Origin of the sequence: Sphingobacterium corticibacterium (assembly GCF_004208525.1) — a bacterium.
Lineage (GTDB): Bacteria > Bacteroidota > Bacteroidia > Sphingobacteriales > Sphingobacteriaceae > Sphingobacterium > Sphingobacterium corticibacterium.
This window is the reverse complement of the sequence record NZ_SGIT01000002.1, coordinates 1060534-1085233: the sequence shown is the minus strand read 5'-3', so window position 1 is coordinate 1085233 and position 24700 is coordinate 1060534. Positions and strand designations below refer to the sequence as shown.

The window sequence follows — 24700 nt, the reverse complement described above, 5'->3', positions numbered from 1 at the left end:
AGGGTCTAACTTAGCATCATAAAATAAGCCGTCAAGACAAACACTATTTTTTGATAGATAATATGAGCGATTTTAAGAACAAAATAATCATTGTAACCGGTGCCGGGAATGGAATAGGAAGAGGCATCGCCAAATTGATGGCCGAACAAGGCGCCAAGGTCATTATCGCAACGAAAGAAGATACGGAAGGATATCAGGTAGAACAGGATATGACAGCGGCCGGTTATTGCGCAAAATACATCCAAACTGATGTTCGCGATGAGCAAAGTGTACAACACATGTTACGTACGACGGAGACAGAGGTGGGGAACGTTGACGTGCTGGTAAACAATGCCGGGATAACCATTTTTAAACCACTGATTGAGACGACGTTGGACGACTGGAACAAGGTTATTGATACGGATTTAAAAGGCGTTTTTCTTTGTAGCAAATATGCTGCTCAAAATATGATCGCCCACAAAACAAAGGGCTGTATTATCAATATTTCATCTAATCATGCGTACCGTACATTACCGGATACAGAAGTATATGCCGCTGCAAAAGGAGGTATCAACGCGATGACACGTAGTATGGCTATTAGTTTGGGAAAATACGGAATCCGTGTCAATAGTATTTGTCCGGGATTTACCGATACGCACCATTATCAAAACTGGTTGACCGCAAAAGAGAATCCGGAAGTGCTGGAGCAAGAGATACATGCCTTGCATGCACTGGGTAGTATATCTACGCCCACCGACATTGCACACATGGTATCTTTTCTAGCGAGTGATAAAAGCCGAAATGTAACAGGAGCAGACTTCTTGGTGGATGGGGGTCTAACATCCAGACTCTATTATTCACAAAAATTTTAAGCAAATATCGATGAAAAATAAATGGATTGATCAACGCCTATTACACATCACACAATAGCTAACTCATTATAAAAATGGACATTTTCCAAATTTTATCAAAAAAATTTGCATAATAAAATTTCTTGATTACATTTGAAAAGTAGTACAGAGTAGAATAGTTGTGGCTTGTTGTTGGTCACCAATAAATTTAATTCGATAACCTTTAAAAAACCAAGAGTCTATGTGTTATTTTTTTTCTAGAAGAATTCGGACAGCGGACGCCAATTTTCAATCGCTGCCGAAAATAGTAAGCCAAACCATATCTATATTCAGCAAGCTTATTTGAATGGCGGACCGTATAAGTTAACGCATATAAATTTACATAATCCGATATAAACATGAAGATTAAATTGATTGATCAGCTCCTTATCTCAAGCATTTTGGGCGTGTTGCTATTTACTGGCTGTGACACGGAGAATAATGCCCCTTATGTAAAATCGAAGGATGGTTTAAATAAAATTACGTTGTCGCTAAATGAGAAAGGCGAATTATTTTATCAGGTAACGCGTAGAGATAGTATACTTATCTCTGACTCGCCGCTAGGGCTTGATTGCGACGATCAGAATTTCACGTCGGGATTATCAATCGCCGAAATTTCACCTACGGAAGAAAGAAGAGAGACGTACGACTTAAAGGTAGGCCATTATAAAAATATCGATCATGTTTTTAATAGTAGAAGTATAACGTTTAAAAACAATGCCGGTGCGTCTATGATCATTGATTTGGTCGCCGGAGAAGAAGGTGTTGCTTTCCGATATCGATTCCCGGATAATAATGCCCAACAGCGGATCATAAAAGAGGAAATGACGGGCTTTCATATTGAACAAGATGCAAAAGGTTGGTTGCAGCCGTATAATAGTGCCGGTCAGTACACACCGGCTTATGAAGACTTTTACTTACCTGTAGGTTCGGGAGACTCGATTCAGGATGCCCGTAATCCCTCTGTAGGATGGTGTATGCCTGCACTTTTTCATGTAAATGATAAGAAAAACTGGATCCTTATCGCTGAAACAGGGAATGATGGGACGTTTCCAGGTTGTCATTTACAAGCAGATGCAACGGATGGGCTTTATAAGGTCGCTTTTGCAAAAGAAGATGAACGGTATACTATTCCTTTGGAAGAAAACGAAAATGCTTACCCAACATCTAATCTTCCCTGGGTTATGCCTTGGCGGGCAATCATCATGGGGGATCAAGCCGGTGATATCTTACTGTCAACCTTAATTACAGATTTGGCACCGGCATCTAAAATCGAGGACACTTCTTGGATTGAGCCGGGAAAAGCCTCTTGGTCCTGGTGGTCGCATCCAGATGACCATTCACCGGCAATCTATAAGGCGTTTACCGATCTTGCCGATGCCTTTGGCTTTGAATATACGCTCTTTGATGCGGGCTGGGAAAAAGCGAACCAAGAGGACGGTATCATTGATCATGCTATTGCGAAAGGGATTAAACCGATGGTTTGGGGATATTCCTCTTCCTATTTTGATCCGGAAAGCCGAAAAAAGAGATTCAAAGAATTGGCGGATATGGGGATTAAAGCGGTTAAAATCGACTTTTGGTGTTCTGACAGGCAAGAGGTCATGGCGGCTTTACAGTCGGTTTTTGAAGACGCCGCTAACGAAAAACTCATGATCAACCTACATGGATCGACCATGCCAAGGGGCTGGCATAGAACCTGGCCCAATTTTATGACGGCAGAATCCGTTTTAGGAACGGAAAGTTATTTTTATGAGCCGAGATTTCCAGAGAAAGCGGCCGAGCAGAATACGGTGCTGCCGTTTACCAGAAATGTAGCTGGTCCAACGGATTATACGCCTTTTGCTTTAACAATGCGGCAATATCCACGGGTGAACACAGCCGTTCATGAGCTGGCAACAGCTATGATTTATACTTCCGGAATTATTCATTTTGCAGATTCCAAAGAGGTATTTGATGCACTTCCGATTGTGGTAAAGAAATTGTTTAAAGATATGCCCGCCACTTGGGATAAAACCGAATGTATTGTGGCAGAACCAGGGGACGCCATTATTCTTTCCCGTCAAGAAGGGGCTCATTCTTATATTGTCGGTATCAATGGTGATCATAAGGCCATGCCTCTTAAATTGGACCTCACAAAATATGGTAAAGGCTTCTCGAAGTTCAGTATCATTACGGAAGGAGAAGATCCGTTGATGGAATTTAAAACCGAGACATATCCTATTGCTACTGACTGGTCGTATACCTTGGCACCAAAAGGAGGTTTTATTATCCAATTTGTCGAGTAATATCGCGCTAACATTTGTATTTAATACCTATTTATTTTAAACAACTAACTTTATGAACAATTTTATAAACGTTAATTCCAAATTAGTAACAGTATTCCTATTGATGCTGTTTATTATATCCGGGGGCACAGTGGTTGCTCAGGATATAACCGTTTTGGGAAGCATCACAGATGCACAGACCAAAGAACCCCTTGTTGGTGTATCCGTGACGGTGAAAGGCACTTCCATAGGCACATTATCTGACGAGCAGGGGCGGTATTCCATCGCTTCGGCAAAGGGTAGCACGCTGGTTTTTACCTTTATGGGTTATGAGGCGAAAGAAATCGCCGTAACCAATGACGTGATGAATGTAACGCTTGTATCCCATGACTATCAACTTGACGAGGTGGTTGTTGTCGGTGCCGCATTTAAGAAAAGTGACCTGACCGGAGCTGTCAGTAGTGTGGGTAGCAAAGTGCTGGAAGAAAGACCAGTAACCAATATTAACCAAGCCATTCAAGGTCGTGTAGCCGGTGTCTTCATCGCAAACCCGACCCGCCCGACGGACGATGCGTCTATCAAGATCCGCGGTATCAATACGATTAATGGCTCTACTGATCCTATCTATGTGGTAGATGGTATGGTTATGGACAATTCATTTTCCGGGTTCAATGCCGTGAACCTGAATGACGTAGCCTCCATCGAAGTGCTGAAAGATGCCTCTGCCACGGCACTGTATGGTTCGCGTGGGTCTAATGGGGTTGTCGTCATTACAACAAAAAAAGGCAGGAGAGGTGAAGGACGGGTGACGTATGATGGATGGATGGGGTTTCAGGCCTATGCCAACACGCCCAAGACAATGGATACCCGCCAATTGTTTGAGCTTCGCAAAGAAGCCTATACCAATGGCTATCAGCAGACCAATCCGAACGGTGATGTGAATGCCTATGTAAATGATGTGATCATGGGATCTAATACCGTCTTTGCCGATTATGAGTTTGCAGCCTATAATAATAATGAGAATTACAACTGGTTGGATGCGGTGAGCCGTACGGGTAGACAGCAGAATCATGTTGTGAGCATGTCCAACGCAGATGACAAGGGATCCTATTATATCAGCTTCGGTTATACAGACCACAAAGGAGTCATTAAAAAATCGGAACAAGAAAAGTACACTGGACGTATCAATGCTGATCAGCAGATCAAACCCTGGTTGAAGGTGAGTACCAATACGTCCTACACCCGTACCAACAACACCATGGTTGATGATGGCATCATGAATCGAGCTCGTTTGGCTAATCCCATGCTTGCTATTTCCGACGAGCTGGAAACACTAAACTGGCAGGGCATTTTTGACCAGAATAACTTCAACCCGCTGCGTTCGTTGCAGGTTGACCACGATCTGGTCTATAATCGGTTGCTTACTTCTAACTATGTTAATATTAATCCGATAGAAGGACTAAATCTGCGTTCGACGTTTTCTGTTGATTATGCGCAGCGGCAAGAGAACAAATACACGCCGAACGATATTTATGAGTCGGAGCGCTATGGAACGCAAGGGCAAGCGATCGATAACCGGGATACACGTACGGTATGGCAGTGGGATAATACGATTTCATATGCAACGACGTTTAATGACCTCCACAAGTTGAACGCTATGGTGGGTACAAGTGCGACACAGACAAAATATAGCTATATGAACGGGAGCGCTATGGGTTATGGATCTAATCTGTTTGGATATCATAGTTTGCAATCGGGTTATAAGAAAGACCAACGCGGTTTGAGTTCAGGATGGTCAGAACATACGTTGCTTTCCTATATCGCCCGTGTAAATTATACCTATGACGACAGATATTTATTGACTGCTACAGGTCGTTATGACGGTTCTTCCAAATTTGCTAGCGGAAACCAGTGGGGAATATTTCCATCGTTATCGGCTGCATGGAACATAACGGAAGAAGATTTTATGAAAGAGCAGAGTTTCTTTGACCAATTGAAGTTACGTACTGGTTTTGGTATCGTCGGTAATCAGAACATCGATGATTTTGCTTATCTATCTTTATATAACGTTAGCTATACCGGTACTGCAGAGACGGGTTATACCTATTCATTCGCATCTAATGGACGCCGGGGTACACCTAATATCAGTTGGGAAAAGCAGCAACAGTGGAACCTAGGCGTAGACATGGGGTTCCTACAGAATCGTTTCCAATTGTCGGTGGATGCGTTTTTGATCAAAAACAAAGATTTGTTGATGAGCCATTCCCTCGCTACGACTACCGGTTATTCAAGTACAATTGAGAATATCGGATCTATCGAGAATAAAGGTCTGGAGTTTTCGTTGAACGCTAATCTATGGCGAGCAGCAGATTTCGAGTGGAATTTTGCGGCGACCTTGTCCATGGATAAAAATAAGGTTACACAACTTTATGGAAATACCGGTGTGGTTTATAACGTAGATGGTGATCGTAACATTCAGAAAGAAGGTAACTTATTCCTAGGCGAATCACGTAATACATTATATCTGTGGAGGACGGGAGGAATAGCACGATCTGTGGATATGGATCGTTTAAATCAGATCAACTGGAACGGCTATAACGTCAATCCGGGAGACCTTTATCCACTAGATATAAATGAGGACGGGCAAATCGATCAGAATGACCGTGTGGTTATAGGAGCTACCGATCCTAAATTTTATGGTGGGTTCTCTTCGGATTTCAAATGGAAAAATCTCTCTTTAAATGCCGTGTTTAGCTACTCTTACGGCGCAAAAAAACTGAGTCCATGGTATGAGTCTTTAGTGACCAGCAGTGGGTCAAGTGTGGCATCCACCGATTTGTTGGATCGTTGGACACCGGAGAATACAGAAGCGGCGCTTCCACGTGTATTGGCGGGTTTTGACTATAACCGTTATAACGCGAGTCAAATGGATTTCACCGTGCAGGATGCATCATTTCTTCGGCTGTCGGCATTAACGGTAGCCTACAACTTCCCCAATGAAGTTCTTAACGCGGCTAAATTTTCTAATCTACGCGTATATGCGACGGGATCTAATCTTTTCTGTGTGACAAATTATAAAGGGTATGATCCTGAAATGGGCGACTGGTATCCGCCTACGCGTATGTGGACATTTGGTATAAACATGGTGTTTTAAGGATAACATTAAAATAGTTTAACAATAAAAATTACAGGATGAAAAAGACATATAAATATAGCGCAATAGGTGTATTAACCTATGCACTAATACTCAGCACATCTTCTTGTTCGAATTTCCTGTCTGTAGAGCCCACGGGCTCACTTACAGAAGAGCAGGTTTTTGAAAAGATCGAAAACGTACAACCGCTAGTTCTCGGGTTATATGATAGCTATCGCAGATGTAAAGAAGGACGTAACGGATTGATGCCTTACTTGGGAACGGATGAAACACAACAGGGTAATTATCAGTTGATTTCTTCCGGCGATCAGGCAGGTATGGATAAATACAATGGTCAGTTAAATGCGACATCCACACAAGTGGCCAGTATCTGGAACAATCGCTGGCCTGCCGTCGTCTCGGCGGCAAAGGCTATTTACGCGCTAAGCATGACGACCGAAGATCCCGAGCGTGCGATGAAATTAACGGGAGAGGCTTGTTTTATCCGTGGTTTATTGATGTTTGAATTGAGCATGCTCTGGGGCGAGATCCCAGTTGTCGATATGAACAGGACAGACGAGCTGGGGCTCGGGCGTCAACCGCTGGATGTCGTCTGGCAATATATTATCGATGATTTCACCACGGCGGCAAACAATTTACCCGAATCGTACGATGGCGAACCGCAACGAGCTACAAAGGGCGCTGCCTTGGCGATGTTGGGGAAGGCATATATGGCCGCACCTGAATCAACCAACCTACGTGATTTTTCGAAAGCAGACGATTGCTTTAAGCAGATCATCGAGATGGGACGATACAGGTTGCTGGATAATTATAGTGATTTGTTTCGTTATAATAACCCGAATACGGCAGAATCATTGTTCGAACTGCAATTCAATAACGTATGGCCTGATTGTAATTATTGGCAGTTTGATACCGGTTCGCGCGCTGTCGACTCTTGGTTTAGCCAGGCATGTTCTTATGCCGGTTATGATTTTCTTCTTCCTACACCCTTTGCTTATAAAGCCGTAGAGGAAGGTGGTGTTTGGGAAGACGGAGATACACGTAAAGGGGAAGCACTGCGCGAGGACTTTACGTATTATACCAACAGATACAGTTCCGACGGATCTTTTCAATATGTAACTCCAGATTTGTCAAAAACGCAGTGGACCGGAACAACCGACGAGTTGGATCCACATATTAAAAAATATGAAGATCCCCGTACGGATATTCTTTCGGGTCTTGGAATTAACAATATGTGGAATTCGGGCAAAAATTTCGCCGTCATACGCTATGCGGACGTGCTGCTTTTACATGCGGAATGTTTGAACGAATTGGGGCAAACGGCTGAAGCTATCAACATCGTAAATGAGGAGATCCGTAAGCGGGCATGGGGAGGCACACTGCCGGAAGATAAAAAATGGGGCGCTATGTCTCCCGACGACTTCCGGGCTAAAATTATGGACGAGCGTATACGCGAATTATGTTTCGAAGGTTGGCGCCGTATCGACCTGTTGCGCACCGGTAAGTTTGTAGCTCTGGTAAAAGAGCGTAACAAATGGGCAAATGAATCGGGCACGATACAGGATTTTCACAAACGTTATCCTATTCCGGATACAGAGATCAAAACGAATGACGCATTCACGGAAGAAGATCAAAATCCGGGTTACAATTAATTTTATGCAAGCTTAACTGCGCCACTTATCATCTTTCTTATTTAGGTATTGCCTAAGCTATTTCCAACGTGTGAAAAAGCTTGGGCAATACCTTTTTAGGGGGATAATATAATCCATCAATAGCATGAAATTATACATCTTAAAGCGGCCGGCATGACCTAAATTTGATTATATTAAATAACCCAGTTAATAAACCACATGATGATTACAGTATTTATATTTCAATAACCAATAAAAACTATGAAACCTATTTATTACTATGTATCGTGTTTTTGTTTGCTTGTCTTGTTTCAGGTGCCCCCATCCCAGGTATTGGGACAGCAGGATAAGATAATCGTCTCGGGTTCTGTGCTCGATTCTTTGGAAAGAGCCCTGGAAGGAGTCAATATTAAATCCAAGAAAACAGCAGGTCGGGAAACAAAGACAGACCAGAACGGTAGATTTATTTTGGAGCTGGAGGAACAGGATGATATCTTGATGTTTTCATTCGTCGGTTACCAAACGCAGGAGGTACAAGTTCCCGAAGATGGACAGCAACTAATTGTGCATCTTGCGGAAAGTGGGGAAGGTATCGAAGAAGTTGTGGTAACAGCTTTCGGCCAGCGTCAACGACGGGAAGCGGTGGTTGGATCGGTCGCTTCGGTGAAACCCGGCGAACTGCGGATTCCGGCAAGTAACCTGACCAATGCGATGGCAGGACAAATAGCCGGCGTCATCGGTTTTCAACGTTCCGGCCAGCCAGGGCAAGACAATTCCCAGTTTTTTATCCGTGGCGTAACAACCTTTGGATATCGGCAACAGCCACTTATTTTGATCGACAACGTGGAACTATCGACAGATGACCTTGCACGGTTGAACGTTGATGATATCGAAAGTTTTGTTATTCTCAAAGATGCCAATGCCACGGCACTTTATGGGGCACGTGGTGCAAACGGCGTGATTCTCGTTACCACAAAAGAGGGTAAAGAGGGTAAGGCTTCTATTAATTTTCGGACAGAGCTTTCTAGCTCCCAGTCTAATCGAACATTGGAGCTGATCGAGCCTATGGAATATATGCGCCTGTATAACGAGGCTTCGCTCACCCGCGACCCAGAATTGCCACTCCCTTTCTCACCTACGAAAATTAGGAATACACAGGCTACGATCAATGGCGATCCGGGTAGTAATCCTTATGTATATCCTGCCGTTGATTGGCTGGATATGCTCTTCAAGAAACGAGCGATGACCCAACGGAATAACCTCAGTGTAAGCGGTGGAGGAAACGTGGCGAGATATTATGTCGCTGGTACCTACAACCAAGATTTCGGGGTGTTGAAAACGGATCCGCGGAACAATAACGATAACAGCCTTAACTTTAAAAATTATCAGATTCGGTCGAATGTGAATGTCAACTTAACGAAAACAACAGAATTGGTGGTGCGGTTATCTGGTAATTTCAATGAGTATAGAGGACCGATAACAGTCGACGGGTCATTTGCTTCGGATTTATACAATGTGGCTATACATACGAGTCCCGTGCTGTTTCCGGCATACTACGAACCGGATGATGCTAACTTAAATGCAAGACACATTCTGTTCGGTAACAATGGAACGGCCGGCGGCACAGCGAGTAACCAGATTCTTTATAATAACCCCTATGCACAGATGTTACGCGGGCAGAAGCGCTATTCGCAATCGCGGATGTCTGCCCAGTTGGAGCTGAACCAAAACTTTGATTTTATTACGGAAGGTTTGAAATTCCGAAGCTTGTTCAATACGAACCGCTATTCGTATTTTGACTCGCAGCTGGCATACAGTCCATTCTATTACAATATCAATTCGTACGATCAGGAGACAGGGGCATATTCCCTATTGTGGCTTAATCCACAACCTACCGGCTATAATGTCGCTACGGAATATTTGGGCTATAGCCGCAGTGAACCTGACGCCAACACGTTCGTGTATTTACAGACCGCTTTAGATTATAATAAAGCATTGGGCGAAAATCATACCATTAGCTCCACGTTAATTGGTACGTTGCAACAGACGGTTTATTCCAGTGCTAGGGATCCGAAGACAAATACCACCACCCTTCCATACTCATTGCCATTTCGGAATGTGGGGCTTGCGGGGCGCTTAACGTATTCGTTTAAGAATAAGTATTTTACCGAGTTTAATTTTGGATATAATGGTTCTGAACGCTTTTCAAAAGAGCACCGTTTTGGCTTTTTCCCGACTATCGGAGCGTCGTGGGTAATCTCCAACGAAGATTTTTGGAATAGTGAGGGATGGGTGAACAAACTAAAGATACGGGGTAGCCATGGTCTGGTCGGTAATGATGCGATCGGATCTCAACGGTTCTTCTACCTTTCTGATGTCGAACTGGCCAATGGTCCACATTGGGCACAGTTCGGTATCAATAACAATTATGAACGTAAGGGGGTGGAAATCAGAAGTTACGAAAACCGAAACATCAGCTGGGAAACGTCCCGGATGAGTAATGTTGGGGTGGAAGCAACGCTTTTCGACAAACTGAATATCATTGCAGAAGTTTATAAAAACCATCGTTACGATATCCTTCGCGAGCGATTCATACCATCGAGTGAGGGATTGGAAGCTTCGGTCAGTACGAATCTAGGAGAAGTAGATTCGAAGGGGATCGATCTCTCGGCAGATTATAGTAAAAGCTTTAGTAATGGTTGGTGGACGTCGTTTCGTGGAAATTTTACCTTTTCTACCAATCGTTATACCTATATCGAGGAACCTAATTTTGCCGAGGAATGGCGACATTTTATGGGGCAGCCGCTCAATAGACAGTACGGGTTCATTGCCGAACGATTGTTTGTGGATGACGAAGAAGTGCAGAATTCGCCCAGACAAATTATGAGTGTGACAGATGGTTGGGACAACACGATCCAGGGCATTTTGCCCCAAGGCGGGGACATTAAGTATCGAGATATGAATGGAGACGGACGTATCGATGACCTCGATATGGTCTTTATGGGCTACCCTACGGTTCCTGAAGTCGTATATGGATTCGGTTTCTCAACAGGCTACAAAGGTTTTGATCTCTCCGCATTTTTTCAAGGGCAGACGCGTACGTCGCTTTTCATCGATCCATGGAAGGTAAGTCCTTTTGTGCAAAGTCCGGAACCATACATCTATGGTAACACCCAAGTTTTACAGGCATTTGCAGAGAGCCACTGGTCGGAAGAGAACCAGGATCTGTACGCCCAATATCCGAGGATGGGTGTCAATGTTCCGTCTATTGCCAATAACCTACAACCGAGTACATGGTGGATGCGTGATGGTAGTTTTATACGTTTAAAATCATTAGAAATTGGTTATAGCCTGCCGCAGCATGTTTCGGATCGACTAAAGCTGAAGAACTGTAGAATCTATTTTAACGGACTCAACTTGTTTACGTTTAGTCCTTTCAAATTATGGGATCCCGAACAAGGCGGGAATGGCTTCGCCTATCCGATACAAAAAGTGTTTAATGTGGGTCTAAATGTGAATTTGTAAATCAGAAAGCCATGAAAAGAATATTTCGATATATATACCTGTTCATCATGGGGATGACAGTGTCTTCCTGTAACTATCTTGACATTGTACCGGATAATGTGGGAACGTTAGAATATGCATTTCGCAACCGTAACGAGGCCGAAAATTATTTATTTGGCTGTTATTCAACGATGCAGCGCCTGTCAGACGTGATATACAATCCTGGATTTACGACATCTGCCGAGGTGGTTTATCCAATGTTGGAAACGCAGTTTTTTAACGCATCAGGTTTCAATCTGATTCGGGGAACACAGAACAGCAGTAGTCCGGTGCTTTCGCAGTGGGGCAATATGTACCGGGCCATTCGGCGTTGCAATATCATGTTGGAAAATATCGATCAGCCTATCGATCTAAGAGAAGCAGAAAAACGGCGATGGATTGCGGAGACAAAATTTCTAAAAGCCTACTATCATTATTATTTGATTCGGATGTACGGACCAATCATTTTGATAGACGAAAACAATCCAGTTGACGTGGACATCGAACTGACCAAACGTAAACGGGCTACGCTGGATGAGTCCTTTGCGTATGTCGTATCCTTGATGGATGAAGCGATACCGGATTTACCGCCGATTATAGAGAATAGAGCACAGGAATTTGGTCGTATCACCAAATTTATAGCGATGGCTGTGAAAGCCGAAATGCTCGTGTGGGCAGCTAGTCCATTATTTAATGGCAACCCGGACTATATCGGCTATCAAGATAAAGATGGAAGGGAGTTGTTCCCCGCAGCGTACGATCCGCAGAAATGGCGATTGGCAGCTGATGCTTGTAAGGAAGCTATTGAGGAATGTGAGGCACAGGGATTACGGCTATATGATATATTGCCGGTGAATGGTATTCGCAATGTTTCGGACGAGTTGAAGGAGGTTCTTATTTTGCAGAATATCCTTACTCAACGGTGGGAGGAGAATCCGGAATTGATTTGGTCATTGAACCATGGATTCGATTATCAAGGCTACACCATTCCAAAGTTGACGACGAACGCCGTGGGTATGTCAAACAGTTATCCGAGCAACTGGGCAGTACCGTTTATTACAACAGAATTATTCTATACGCGCAATGGGGTGCCGATCAACGAAGATGTTTCATGGGATTATGCCAACCGTTTTTCTGTGGAGATAGGTAACGAAGCAAATCAACATTACCTTAAACAAGGATATGAGACGGTGAAAGCGCATTTTGATCGTGAGCGCCGCTTTTATGCTGCCTTGGGGTTTGATGGTGGCATCTGGTTTGGCAATGGACAAGCAGATGAGGAGACAGCTTATCACGTACAAGCACGTGGATTGCCCGCTATTGCCGGTCCGAAAAGCTTGAATGCAACTAATATCACGGGATATTGGCCAAAAAAATTAACAAATTACTTGTCGGTTATGGATGTGAACTTCTCTGCAGAAGCGTTCCGCATACCGATGATGCGGTTGGCTGGGCTTTACCTGTTGTATGCGGAAGCCTTGAACGAAGCCGAAAGTAGTCCCACCGAAGAGGTGTATGAATATATAGATCGTGTACGGCATCGTGCAGGTCTTGAAGGCGTACGCGAAGCATGGTCTACCTATGCTCGAAATCCGCAAAAAGTGACGAACAAAGAGGGGCTACGTCAGATCATCCGTCAGGAACGTCGTATCGAGTTAGCGTTTGAAGGACAGAGCGGTTGGGATCTCCGTCGATGGAAAGAATTACAGAGTGTACTTGGCAGCCCATTACGGGGCTGGAATGTGTCCGGAGAAACAACGGCAGATTATTACCGGCCCGTTCCGGTTATTATCCCCTTGTTCAGTGTACGGGATTATTTGTGGCCGCTGAATAATTACGATGTGGTGGTCAACGAACACCTGACACAGAACCCTTATTGGTAGGATAGACTTTAATATGCATGTGATGAAAAAGAATAAACAAAATAATAGAACTATATCGGCTTATCTGATGCCGCTACTTATGCTCGTCACCTTATTTGTGGGAGCCTGTGAAGAAAGCGAATCTCCGGTTGAGATTATTTCAACAGATATGACGAAGCCAGGTGTCGTGACGGATGTCCATGTTGAAAATCTGAATGGTGCCGCTAAGATTACGTATAAGTTGCCGAACTCCAAGAATTTGCTGTATGTGTTGGCGCGTTATTCGATCAATGATGATCATGTTCGTGAATCGAAAACCAGTTATTATCAAGATACCATTCTGGTGGAAGGATTCGCCCGCGAAGGTGAATATGAAGTCTCCTTATATGCGGTGAGTCGTGCGAATGTCCTTTCGGATCCAGTCGTCGTTAAGGTACAACCTAAGACCCCGAATTATATCCTAATCAACGAAGGACTAGAAATTTCGCCGGACTTTGGAGGAGCCAATTTTGCTGGTGTTAACCCTACAGGCGCGCCTATATCCATACATTTGCTATCGTATAATGATGCGACCGGACAGTTCGATGAAAGAGATCCAGAATATATCTCCGGTAGTGCGGTAGATGTTTCGATCCGGGGATTTGATCCGGTAGAACGTAAGTTTGGTGTGTATACGTCAGACCGATTTGGTAATACATCGGATATCCGATATGTCTCTTTGGTACCGTTGTTTGAAACCGAGTTAGATAAAAGTAAATTTTTCGTTTATCCGTTGCCAAGTGATGCACCAATTGGCTATGGTTGGGAATTGCGTTATTTGTTTGATGGAAGTTTGAGTGGTAATGGTTGGCACACAACGACTTCGTCTCTTATGGCCGGCACTTTCGGACTGGGGTTGACAGCGAAGATTAGTCGTTTTGTACTGTGGAACAGATTGCCAGCTATGTATGGAGATCAAAATCCGAAAGAGATTACCATTTGGGGTTCCAATGAAGACAACCCACAAGATCATCCATTACCTCGGGCGTCAGAACCCGGTACAGTCGCTGGAGATTGGGTGAATATGGGGAATTTCAGTTACCCCAATCCGCCCTCGGGTCTTCCTCCTATCCAAGCCAATGCCGCAGATATCGCTTTTGCAGCAGCAGGTGTAAATTTTGTTATGCCGAGTACGGCGCCGTCGGTAAAGTATATTCGCTTTGTGTGTACACAAACGTGGGCCGGACTCAATTATGTTAATGCTATGGAGATAACCTTCTACGGTAGTCCAGAAGAATAATGAACATTTTCAATTAGACGAACATGAAATATTTGATTTATATACTCCTTGCTTTTAGCTTATTGATAACCTGGGTAGGTTGTGAAAAATACGCAGATGATTATAAAAAATATTTAAATGAGGAGGAGATTATCTACCCCGGTTTAGCCCGGGATGTCCGGTCAAAGGCGGGATACCTCCGAGCTGTATTGGTTTGGAACCCTAGTCCGGATCCCAATATCGATCACTATATGGTCTATTGGAACAATAACAACAATTCGCAGCGTGTGGAAGCCACCACGCACAGTCCTTCGGATAGTATTATGGCCTCTATCCCTAATCTCGATGAGTATGTCTACAGCTTTTCCATTGTTGCATATGATAGCGAAGGAAATGTGTCAGTCGGACAGGAACTGAATAATATACGCGTATACGGAGCGACTTATCAGGCTGTGTTACAAAATAGAGCTTATCGCATGTCTGATCCTTATGAAACGTATGAAGACGGTTCGCTGAAACTGTTTTTCAACGCGCCCGATACATTGAACACCGGTACGGAAATAAAATATACAAACAGAGACGAGGAGGAAAAAACGGTCATCCTACTACCGGGTAATAACGAGATCACGATACCCGATTTTAAGTTTGGAACGACCTTACAATATCGCTCCGGCTATGTGCCGGAACCGAACGCCGCGGATACCATATATACGTTGAGCTGGGAAACATTCCCCACGATCCTGCACATCGTGGAAGCAGACAAATCGTTCTTTCGGCCCTTGTACCTACCGAATGACGCAGGAGATGCTTGGGGCTGGGTGCTGCCGAATCTGTGGAACGGCAATACGACCAGCGATCAAGGTTTCCATACCGATGGTATAGGTATGCCGATTTCCTTTTCATTAGATATAGGAATGGAATCCTCGATTAGTAGTGTGCGGCTATGGCAGCGTTATTCTGGCCGATATAACGGCGGTAATCCAAAACAATTTGAAGTATGGGGTAGCAACGACCCTGCTTCGGATGGCAGCTGGGATTCATGGACCAAGCTCGGTACATTTACAAACGTGAAACCATCAGGGTTGCCGGGAGGACAAAATTCAGAAATTGATGATACTACAGCGGCAGCCGGAGAACTGTATGCGTTTGACGAACCGACGGCTCCCGTACGTTACCTGCGCTTCCGTGTTTTGGAAGTATGGAACGGTGATTACCTTCATCTTTCGCAACTATCGGTTTATAAACTTGGAGAGTAAAACATGCGGTATTTCTTATTTTATCTTGTCTTTCTTTTTAGCGGAAAACTAGCATATGCCGCTCCATCTTTGCATATGAAAGACGTTTATTTGACTTCAGGCAAGTTATCATTTGACTTGAAGAAGGGGACTATTGATTATCTTTTTAAGAATGGTGTTTCACTGAAAAATACCGTAGCATACGTTGACCTGGTTCAGCACGGAATTAAAGTTTCGGCACAATTCGATCGTCACGACCTGAAAGAAGTGCCCATTAACGACAGCATAGGCAAAGGCAGGCATTTCCAATTTATACACGAAGATCACGAAGGTATCACCTTGGTACAATCCATCACGGTATATGAAGATAGCCCATACCTTTTACTCCGCGTAGAAGCTACTAAAGACAAGAATACGATACTGGAGACACGGCATATCAGTCCGCTGGCAATACTGGAAGCGTCTGAGGGAAGTATGGAAATTCCTTGGAAGCATCCTATACTAGTCGACTTACCTTTTGACAACGATAATTGGACAAAACTGTTGGCACAACCCTTGCCGGAAGCAGGCGAGAACCCACTAGATGGCGTAAGCCATGAACTGGCATTTATTTATGACAAACAATCGTATCAGGGTCTGGTGGTCGGTAGTTTAGAACATGATTTTTGGAAAACAGGTATCCGTTACCATACAGCAAGTAAAAAAGGTACATGGGAATCTTTCGTCATTTTCGGTGGTGCAGCACGGCCAGACAACCCGTCGCTGCCTCCTAATTATGGCGGTCAAGATGGAACACATGATGTTATGCCGCATGGCAGCATGATCGGAACAGTAGTGCATTCGCCCCTGATTTATCTGGAAGCAGCTGCAGATTTTCGGGTTTCCAGTACAAATTTCGGTAAGATGCAAGCTCGTTTGGCCGGAAGTTTATCGTGGACAGGTGCGGCGCCGGTCTATTGGAATAGTTTCGGTGTGGAAGGCGTTTTAGGACATGAGGGCGTCATGATGCCCAAAGGCGTATATGAAACAGTCGACTTCCTAAAAGACATGAAAAACCTAAACCGTTTCGGTAAGCCGGTGTTGAGTATCGATTCCTACGACCAAGGTATTTATACCACCAAAATGTTGAGACGTATTGGCGATTACGCCCGAGAAAAGGAACAGGAGATCGGATTTTACTGTAGCCCTTTCTCGCTCTGGACGTGGAGCAATAATATCGATAATGCGGTTTTATCCGGTACGAATGTTCCGCTTCGGGAAGTTATTTTACGGGATGATCGTGATAAACCGATACCCTTTAAAGATGGCGAATGGGGAGCGTTTCCCTTAGACCCCACTCATCCAGCGACTAAAGTATCGATGATCAGTCAAATTGAAAAAGCGCATGCGATCGGTGCCAAACTCATCAAGGTTGATTTTGTGACAGCGGGATCTTTGGAGGCGGTCAAATGGTATGACCCTAACGTACGCAGTGGCATGCAAGCGTATAACTATGGTATGAAGTTATTTAAACATTTGGTGGACTCCATTATGGGACCTGATATTTTTATTACGTTAGCGATTTCTCCGATGTTTCCACACCAATATGCACATACACGTTTCGTTTCGACTGATGTGCATTCGCATCTGCGGGATAGCCAACCGGGTTTCCCACATTATGGTAGTGCGGCGGCGTCCATGATTACGGCATCTCATATGGGCTGGGTGCAGGGTACGTTATGGCCATATACCAATATGGACGTGCTGGTGATGGAGAAATTTCAGAAACATCCACCTCTCCATGAAACAGAGGTAAAGGTACGGCTCTATTGCCTCATGGTAATGGGAAGTATCTTGGGAGACGGCTCTGATTACCGTGTGGAACTCGTCAGAGAGCGGGCGGCTAAGTATTTGGATAACCCAGAGATAGCGCAGTTTTTTCAAGATCCTAAAGCTTTTACACCGATAAAGTTAGCGGAGGGTGAAGGGATGGATCAGCAACTTTCGTTTGTCCTTCCCAGCGACACGACATTGCTGGCAGCATTTAACTTTGCCGAGAATGATTCGTTTGAAGCTGTCTTTGCGCCCTCGGCGTTAGGCCTTGCCGATGGTAGCTATCAACTGGTTGATTTCCTGACAGGGGAAGAACAGGGCGTTTATCATCCTAAAGATGGCGTTCTTCGGTTACATGTGCCTTCGAAGGATGCCGTACTTTACAAACTTATCTCCAATATGAATGCAGATTAAACGAATAGATATGCTAATTCAAACAAAATATTTTTTTTTCGCGCTGGTACTTTATCTGTTCGCCACGTGGCCTTTGGGCGTTTTTGCCAAAAAAAGTCCCAGCCCCAATGTATTATGGTATGATACGCCGGCCGCTCAATGGGAGGAGACACTCCCTTTAGGCAATGGTCGGTTAGGTATGATGCCCGATGGCGGCATAGTTAAGGAATCTATCGTGTTAAATGATATTACACTATGGTCTGGTTCAACGCAAGATGCCAACAACTATGAGGCACACAAGTACCTGCCCGAAATACGTCGGTTGTTAAAAGAAGGAAAAAACGATGAAGCGCAGCATCTGATCAGCCAGCATTTTGTATGTAAAGGACCCGGCTCTGGTGGTCCACAATGGGGGAAATACCAAGTGTTGGGCTTTCTGGACATGGCATTTGAATACCCCGGCGCAAAGGTTGCTACGATGGGGAATTATCGCCGTAGTCTGGATCTCGACAATGCCGTAGCTAATAGTACCTTCGAAATGGATGGCGTTACTTACAAACGGGAGTATTTTACAGCTTTTGGTGCGGATGTAGGTGTTATTCGCTTGTCGGCCAGTGTACCTGGAAAATTGAATCTTAGGATTTCTATGCGCCGGCCAGAGCGGGGCGATACAAAGGTGGTAGGGGACGAACTGCAATTAGCCGGACAGTTGGACAATGGTACTGACGGGAACGGCATGCAGTATATGGCCCGGGTGCGGGCATTGTTGGATGGAGGAGCGCAAACAACAACGCGAAATGAATTGGTGGTCCGTGGTGCAACGTCTGTTATCCTATTGGTGTCTGCGGGTACAGATTTCCGAGGAAACGATCATCTGGCGATCACGGAGACATTGTTACAACGTGCCCTGCAGACACCGTATGAAAGCCTGAAAAAGCTACACTGGACAGATTATCATGCACTTTTTAACCGCCTGCAGCTTGATTTGGGAAAGGGAAGAATGGATATCCCGACCGATCGGCGTCTGGAGGAATTCCAACAGTATCCGGAACAGGACCGTGGATTACCGGCGATGTTTTTCCAATTCGGTCGGTACCTAAGCATTAGCAGCACCCGAATAGGGTTACTTCCGCCGAATCTGCAAGGACTTTGGGCAAACCAGATCCACACGCCTTGGAATGGCGACTACCATCTGGATGTGAATGTACAAATGAATCATTGGCATTTGGGCGCCGCTAATCTCAGTGAGCTGAATCTACCATTGGTGGAGTTGGTACGTGGTTTGGTGGAACCGGGCCAACGTACAGCAAAGGCATACTATAATGCCGAGGGCTGGGTGGCACACGTCATTACCAACATATGGGGCTTTACAGAACCTGGCGAAAGCGCTTCCTGGGGCATTGCTAACGCGGGGTCTGGTTGGTTATGCAACAACTTATGGGAACATTATGCTTATACAGGGGATGAAGACTATTTACGCGATATTTACCCCATTCTGAAAGGGTCGGCACAATTTTACAACAGTGTATTGATGGAAGATCCCAAGACGGGCTGGTTAGTAACAGGCCCGTCAGTATCACCAGAAAACACATTTTACATGCCCGATGGTAAGACACATACGAACGTCGCTATGGGACCTACCATTGACCATCAGATTACACGGGAGCTTTTCACCAACGTTATTGAAGCGGCGGCACTCCTTGGACTGGATAAAGATTTCAGCGATACGCTCCGTATGAAACTGGAACGCGTCCCACCTCCGGGTAGGATTGGCACAGACGGACGTCTCTTGGAGTGGCTGGAAGAGTATAAAGAAGTGGATCCGCAACATCGGCATATCTCTCATTTATATGGGGTGTTCCCGGCCGATCTCATCTCTCCTTTTAAAACACCTGCATTGGCAGAAGCCGCAAAGAAATCGCTGGAGGTACGTGGCGACGATGGTACGGGTTGGGCAATTGCTTATAAGCAAATTTTCTGGGCGAGACTATTGGATGGGAATCGGGCATTTAAGTTGTTGCGACAGGTACTTACGCCTACAAGGACGGTCGATATGAATTATGGCCCCGGCGGTGGAACCTACCCGAATCTTTTTAGTGCACACCCTCCTTTACAGATCGACGGGAATTTTGGAACTACGGCGGCTATTGCAGAAATGTTACTGCAAAGTCACAACGGTATGATTGATTTGTTGCCGGCGCTGCCTGATTCTTGGAAAGAAAGCGGGGAGCTTAAAGGGTTCCGTGCCCGTGGAAATTTCACGGTCGATATGAAATGGAAAAATGGAAAGGTTACGTCTTACCGTATCTCATCACCTAAACCGACGAAAGTTAAGGTAAAAGTCAATGGAGAGATGAAAGAAATCGTCAGCAAACGTATATAGGCTAGCCAAAAGAAGAACGAGATTCTTGTCGATGCAATTAGCTATTTTTGGATTTTACGATTACTATGATAAATTTAAAGAACCTCTATTTCACGCTGACCTTCGTTGGTCTCTTTACTGCGATAAGCACCGCGCAACAACGTCCAAATATTGTATTGGTTGTGGCCGATGACTTAGGCTACGCGGATTTATCCTGTTATGGTAACCCGGTCATCGAAACCCCTTTTCTGGATAGTATTGCGAGAATGGGTGTGCAGTCTACCAATTTTGTGTTGGCTTCACCAACATGTTCTCCTTCCCGGGCAGCATTGTTGACCGGACGATACCCGAGTCGCTATAATGTGCCGGCACCTTTAGGACCCGGATCGGATCTGGGATTGCCGGCAAGTGAGCGGACGATTGCTAAGCTTTTGAAGGAAGACGGCTATAAAACAAAAATGATTGGGAAGTGGCATTTGGGCGACAAGGTAGCTTTCTCGCCTATGAATCATGGGTTTGAGGACTATTATGGATTGCTTTATAGTCATGATTATCGGTCGCCTTATGTACAGACAGATTCCACCATGAAGTTGTTTAGAAATTACACACCCGTGGTGCAGGAGCCGGCCGATAGTTCATTGACAGCCTTGTACCATCAAGAGGCAATCCGCTATGTTCAAGCCCAACAATCCAGTGAACCGTTTTTTTTATACTTGGCTTATAATATGCCGCATCTTCCGGTATACTATGCCGCTCAAAACTCGGTATATGCTGGTGGAAATGGAGGGGAGCTGGGTGCTGTCATTGCAGAGATGGATGCCGGGCTTCGGATGCTTTGGGATTCGTTGGAAGAAAAAGGGCTGGCCGAAAACACGATATTCATCTTTACCAGTGATAATGGTCCTTGGAGTGAGTACCCTAGTCGGATGGCAGACGATGGCGTAACCAAGCGCCACCATGCGGGTTATTCCGGCCTGTTCCGGGGCAGTAAAGCCAGCACCTATGAAGGGGGCGTACGGGTGCCGTTTATAATGTATTGGCCTGGCCATTCTTATTCGAAAATATTAAAGCAAGTCGTGAGTGCGGTGGATTTATTCCCGACGCTTGCCCAGTGGGCGGGTATCCAAGTGCCCATAGACATGGAGCTGGACGGACAGTCTGTAGGAGAATTATTTACCAGTGGGGTTAATACCATGGATCATCAGCCCATTTATTATGAGCACGGAGGGAAGCCAGAAGTAGTACGGCTGGGCGACTGGAAATTGCGACGTACAGGGCAGGACGAAAACGAGGTTTTGGAGCTGTTTAATTTGGCGGATGATCCGGCAGAACGCGTAAACTTGGCGGCTGATTATCCAGACCGCTTGAACGAGCTTTCCCTGTTATTGGATAATTTCTAAATGTAAATAATCCTACAAAAGAAAAGTTTTATGAATAGAAGAGAGGCAATAGCTAGTATGGCTATATTGGCAGGTGGCATGTGGCTGATGAAGTCCTGTTCATCGGATACCAAAAGCGCCAGTATTATACTGGAAAACTATAAGATGACGAAAGACTTAGAAGATGTCTTGTCGCAGATAACCAAAACTATCCTGCCATTGGAGGGTCATGAACCCGATGAAATTAAAAACCTGCATTTGTTTGTCATGAAAATGCTGGACGACTGTCATAGGAAGGAAGAGCAGCTAATTTTTACCGAGGGACTGGTCGAGTTGGAAAAAGGCGAATGGAATAAACGAGCTAAACCCTTTACTATAGCTTCGCAACAGGAAAGAACGGAGATGATAGCCTTACTGAACGATATGGAGGATAACAAGATTAAAAAATGCTATGAAATCATCAAGCGAAGAACGATTCAAGGCTATAACAATTCAGCGTATCTGATGAAGGAAAAAGGAACTTATGAATTGGTGCCGGGCAGGTATAATGGATACACTAACGTGTAAACCCAAATAGATTAGGAAACATAGATGAAAGTAAACGACAATATTTTTGACGCCATTGTGATCGGGTCGGGAATCAGCGGTGGTTGGGCTGCCAAGGAATTGACCGAGCGTGGCTTGAAAACCTTGGTATTGGAAAGGGGCCGGGATGTCAAACACGTGAAGGATTATCCGACAACGAATAAATATCCTTTTGAATTTGAACACAGATTGGAGGTGCCTCTTAAGTTGCGGGAAGAAAATCCGATCGTCAGTAAATGTTATGCATTCAATGAAGATGCGGAGCATTTTTTTGTAAAAGACAAAGAACATCCTTATAAACAAGAAAAGCCATTCGATTGGATCAGGGGATATCAGGTAGGTGGAAAGTCATTGCTGTGGGCACGCCAAACGCAACGGTGGAGCGACTTTGATTTTGAAGGTCCCTTGCGCGATGGATTTGCGGTGGATTGGCCTATTCGCTATAGCGATTTGGCACCATGGTATGATCATGTTGAAAAATTTGTGGGGATAGCCGGCAATCGGGATGGGATCTCATCGTTGCCCGATGGAATATTCCAGCCTGCTTTTCCTTTGAATGCGGTCGAAGACCATTTCAAAGAAGCACTTCAACACCATTATACCGACCGATATGTGATTAGTGCGCGCTGTGCGCACCTGTCGAAACCGGAACCTATTCATATGGAGCAGGGGCGTGTCAAATGTCAACATCGTACCCTTTGCCAACGGGGCTGTCCTTTTGGTGGTTATTTTAGTTCTAATGCAGTTACTTTACCTTGGGCAGAGAAAACAGGTAACTTAACCCTACGTCCATTTTCTGTCGTATCGTCTATTCTTTACGATGAAGAAACCCAAAAAGCGAAAGGTGTCCGAATAGTAGATACGAACACGAAAGAGAGTTTTGAATATTACGCTAAAGTTATTTTTGTCAATGCGAGTACCATCAATACGAACTTGATTTTGTTAAATTCGACTTCGGATCGCTTCCCGAATGGCTTAGGAAATGATAGTGGTGTGCTGGGGCAATATGTGGCATTTCATAATTACAGTACAAGAGTATATGCAGACTACGATGGCGACCTAAATGCTTATAAGACTGATGGGCGTAATCCTGCGGGAGGTGGTTATATTCCGCGTTTTCGAAACTTGTATAAGCAAGAAACCGATTTCTTGCGGGGATATGCAACTGGTTTTTCCGCTTCTCGGTCTACTTATCAAGATACTTCATCCACGGGCGCAGCATTGCGGGATAGTTTATTAAATCCGAAGCTCGGACATTGGTGGGTTGGTGCCCAAATGATGGGCGAAACAATACCAAAGAAAGAACATGGGGTGTTTTTAGATCAGACCGAAAAAGATGCGTGGGGAGTGCCTCTCGTTAATATCAGTGTTGGTTATGATGAAAACGATGATAAAATGTCGAAGGATTTTATAGCACAGTTTTCCGAAATGTATGAGAAAGCAGGATTTCATAATATTCACTCATCTAGAGATGATCAGCCTCCTGGTCTGGATATCCACGAAATGGGTGGCGTTCGTATGGGCCGGGATCCGAAAACTTCGATGTTAAATGAATGGAATCAGCTTCATGCCTGCAAGAATGTATTTGTGACTGATGGTGCAAGCATGACGTCAACATCAACCCAAAACCCTTCGCTGACCTACATGGCACTGACCGCTCGTGCGGTGGACTTTGCGATCTTAGCGTTAAAGAAAGGCGATATTTAATGTAAACCATGCTCCGTCGCAAAACCCATTACCTCCTCCATGGATTCCTGCAGATCAAACTGCAGGTCTTCGTGCAGTTTTTCAAATTTGGTCGTTGTTGCTTTAATCCGCGCGCGGACGTAGTCATGCAATTTGGACGCGCTATGCACTGCCGACTTTTCAAAAAGACGCGGGAATCGACGGAAGGTTTCGTTTAGGATATAGATGCGGCAATCGGCCTCGCTATATTTGTCTTTGGTGATTTTTTCATGTTCATTGACCATGCCGCTGGCTTGACGGATAAGGCTTTGAAGCTCTTTGTAGTTGCTATATACCGGGATATTCTTTACCGAATTTCTACCTTCGGCAAAGAGAGCGGCTAATCTTTCCTTGAGTTTCTCGATACGGTCTTCCAGATCAATCTGGTCTTCTAAAAGCTGAAAATGTAGCTGCTTCAAGAGCATCTTGTCTTTGCCGACTAAACGAACGAGTAGCTTATCCTTTTCTTTTTGCGGAAGATTTAAGACGGCTTCCTTTAATTCCGGTTGCTTATGTAACGACATGATGTGAAGTTAAAAATTATTTTTAACTCTTTGACTTTCTGGTCTGCTTTCGGTAAAAAATACCATTAAAACCAGTAATTCTACCATTGTTTGTGGAAATA

The 24700-nt window shown here is 44.6% G+C and carries 14 protein-coding genes; 13 read left to right on the top strand and 1 reads right to left on the bottom strand.

Going from position 1 to position 24700, the window contains the following annotated elements:
- Nucleotides 1-62: 62 nt before the first annotated feature.
- The 13 genes from EWE74_RS12810 (at nucleotide 63) to EWE74_RS12750 (ending at nucleotide 24057) form a co-directional block, all read left to right on the top strand.
- Nucleotides 63-851 (top strand): SDR family NAD(P)-dependent oxidoreductase, encoded by a 789-nt coding sequence (locus EWE74_RS12810; RefSeq protein ID WP_130141917.1) that lies wholly within the window; start codon nucleotides 63-65, stop codon nucleotides 849-851.
- Nucleotides 852-1228: 377 nt separating this feature from the next.
- Nucleotides 1229-3157, top strand: coding sequence for a glycoside hydrolase family 97 protein (locus EWE74_RS12805; RefSeq protein ID WP_130141916.1), 1929 nt, complete (start codon nucleotides 1229-1231; stop codon nucleotides 3155-3157).
- A 52-nt stretch (nucleotides 3158-3209) separates the two neighbouring features.
- Nucleotides 3210-6290: a SusC/RagA family TonB-linked outer membrane protein gene (locus EWE74_RS12800; protein ID WP_206365223.1), complete on the top strand. Its 3081-nt coding sequence runs from the start codon at nucleotides 3210-3212 to the stop codon at nucleotides 6288-6290.
- Between the two features lie 38 nt (nucleotides 6291-6328).
- Nucleotides 6329-7942, top strand: coding sequence for a RagB/SusD family nutrient uptake outer membrane protein (locus tag EWE74_RS12795; RefSeq protein WP_130141915.1), 1614 nt, complete (start codon nucleotides 6329-6331; stop codon nucleotides 7940-7942).
- Between the two features lie 240 nt (nucleotides 7943-8182).
- Entirely contained in the window at nucleotides 8183-11446 is a 3264-nt protein-coding gene (locus EWE74_RS12790) for a SusC/RagA family TonB-linked outer membrane protein (RefSeq protein WP_130141914.1), read from the top strand.
- Between the two features lie 11 nt (nucleotides 11447-11457).
- Nucleotides 11458-13347 (top strand): RagB/SusD family nutrient uptake outer membrane protein, encoded by a 1890-nt coding sequence (locus EWE74_RS12785; protein ID WP_130141913.1) that lies wholly within the window; start codon nucleotides 11458-11460, stop codon nucleotides 13345-13347.
- 22 nt (nucleotides 13348-13369) lie between these two features.
- Nucleotides 13370-14605 (top strand): DUF4959 domain-containing protein, encoded by a 1236-nt coding sequence (locus EWE74_RS12780; protein ID WP_165384708.1) that lies wholly within the window; start codon nucleotides 13370-13372, stop codon nucleotides 14603-14605.
- Between the two features lie 23 nt (nucleotides 14606-14628).
- Entirely contained in the window at nucleotides 14629-15840 is a 1212-nt protein-coding gene (locus EWE74_RS12775; protein ID WP_130141911.1) for a DUF4998 domain-containing protein, read from the top strand.
- Nucleotides 15841-15915: 75 nt separating this feature from the next.
- A complete protein-coding gene (locus EWE74_RS12770; protein WP_130141910.1) occupies nucleotides 15916-18045 on the top strand; it encodes a hypothetical protein in 2130 nt (709 codons plus the stop codon).
- 10 nt (nucleotides 18046-18055) lie between these two features.
- Nucleotides 18056-20407: a glycoside hydrolase family 95 protein gene (locus tag EWE74_RS12765; RefSeq protein WP_130141909.1), complete on the top strand. Its 2352-nt coding sequence runs from the start codon at nucleotides 18056-18058 to the stop codon at nucleotides 20405-20407.
- Between the two features lie 65 nt (nucleotides 20408-20472).
- Nucleotides 20473-21786 carry a sulfatase-like hydrolase/transferase gene (locus EWE74_RS12760; RefSeq protein WP_130141908.1) on the top strand — a complete coding sequence of 438 codons (1314 nt, stop codon included), beginning with the start codon at nucleotides 20473-20475 and terminating at the stop codon, nucleotides 21784-21786.
- Nucleotides 21787-21816: 30 nt separating this feature from the next.
- Nucleotides 21817-22332, top strand: coding sequence for a gluconate 2-dehydrogenase subunit 3 family protein (locus EWE74_RS12755; RefSeq protein WP_130141907.1), 516 nt, complete (start codon nucleotides 21817-21819; stop codon nucleotides 22330-22332).
- Nucleotides 22333-22356: 24 nt separating this feature from the next.
- Complete coding sequence (locus tag EWE74_RS12750; protein WP_130141906.1) at nucleotides 22357-24057, top strand: GMC oxidoreductase; 1701 nt, start codon at nucleotides 22357-22359, stop codon at nucleotides 24055-24057.
- Here EWE74_RS12750 and EWE74_RS12745 read toward each other — a convergent pair.
- The gene (locus tag EWE74_RS12745; protein WP_130141905.1) at nucleotides 24054-24599 is read right to left on the bottom strand and encodes a hypothetical protein; all 546 of its coding nucleotides are present in this window, start codon (nucleotides 24597-24599) and stop codon (nucleotides 24054-24056) included. The two genes, EWE74_RS12750 and EWE74_RS12745, sit on opposite strands and share 4 nt — an antisense overlap.
- Nucleotides 24600-24700: the final 101 nt, after the last annotated feature.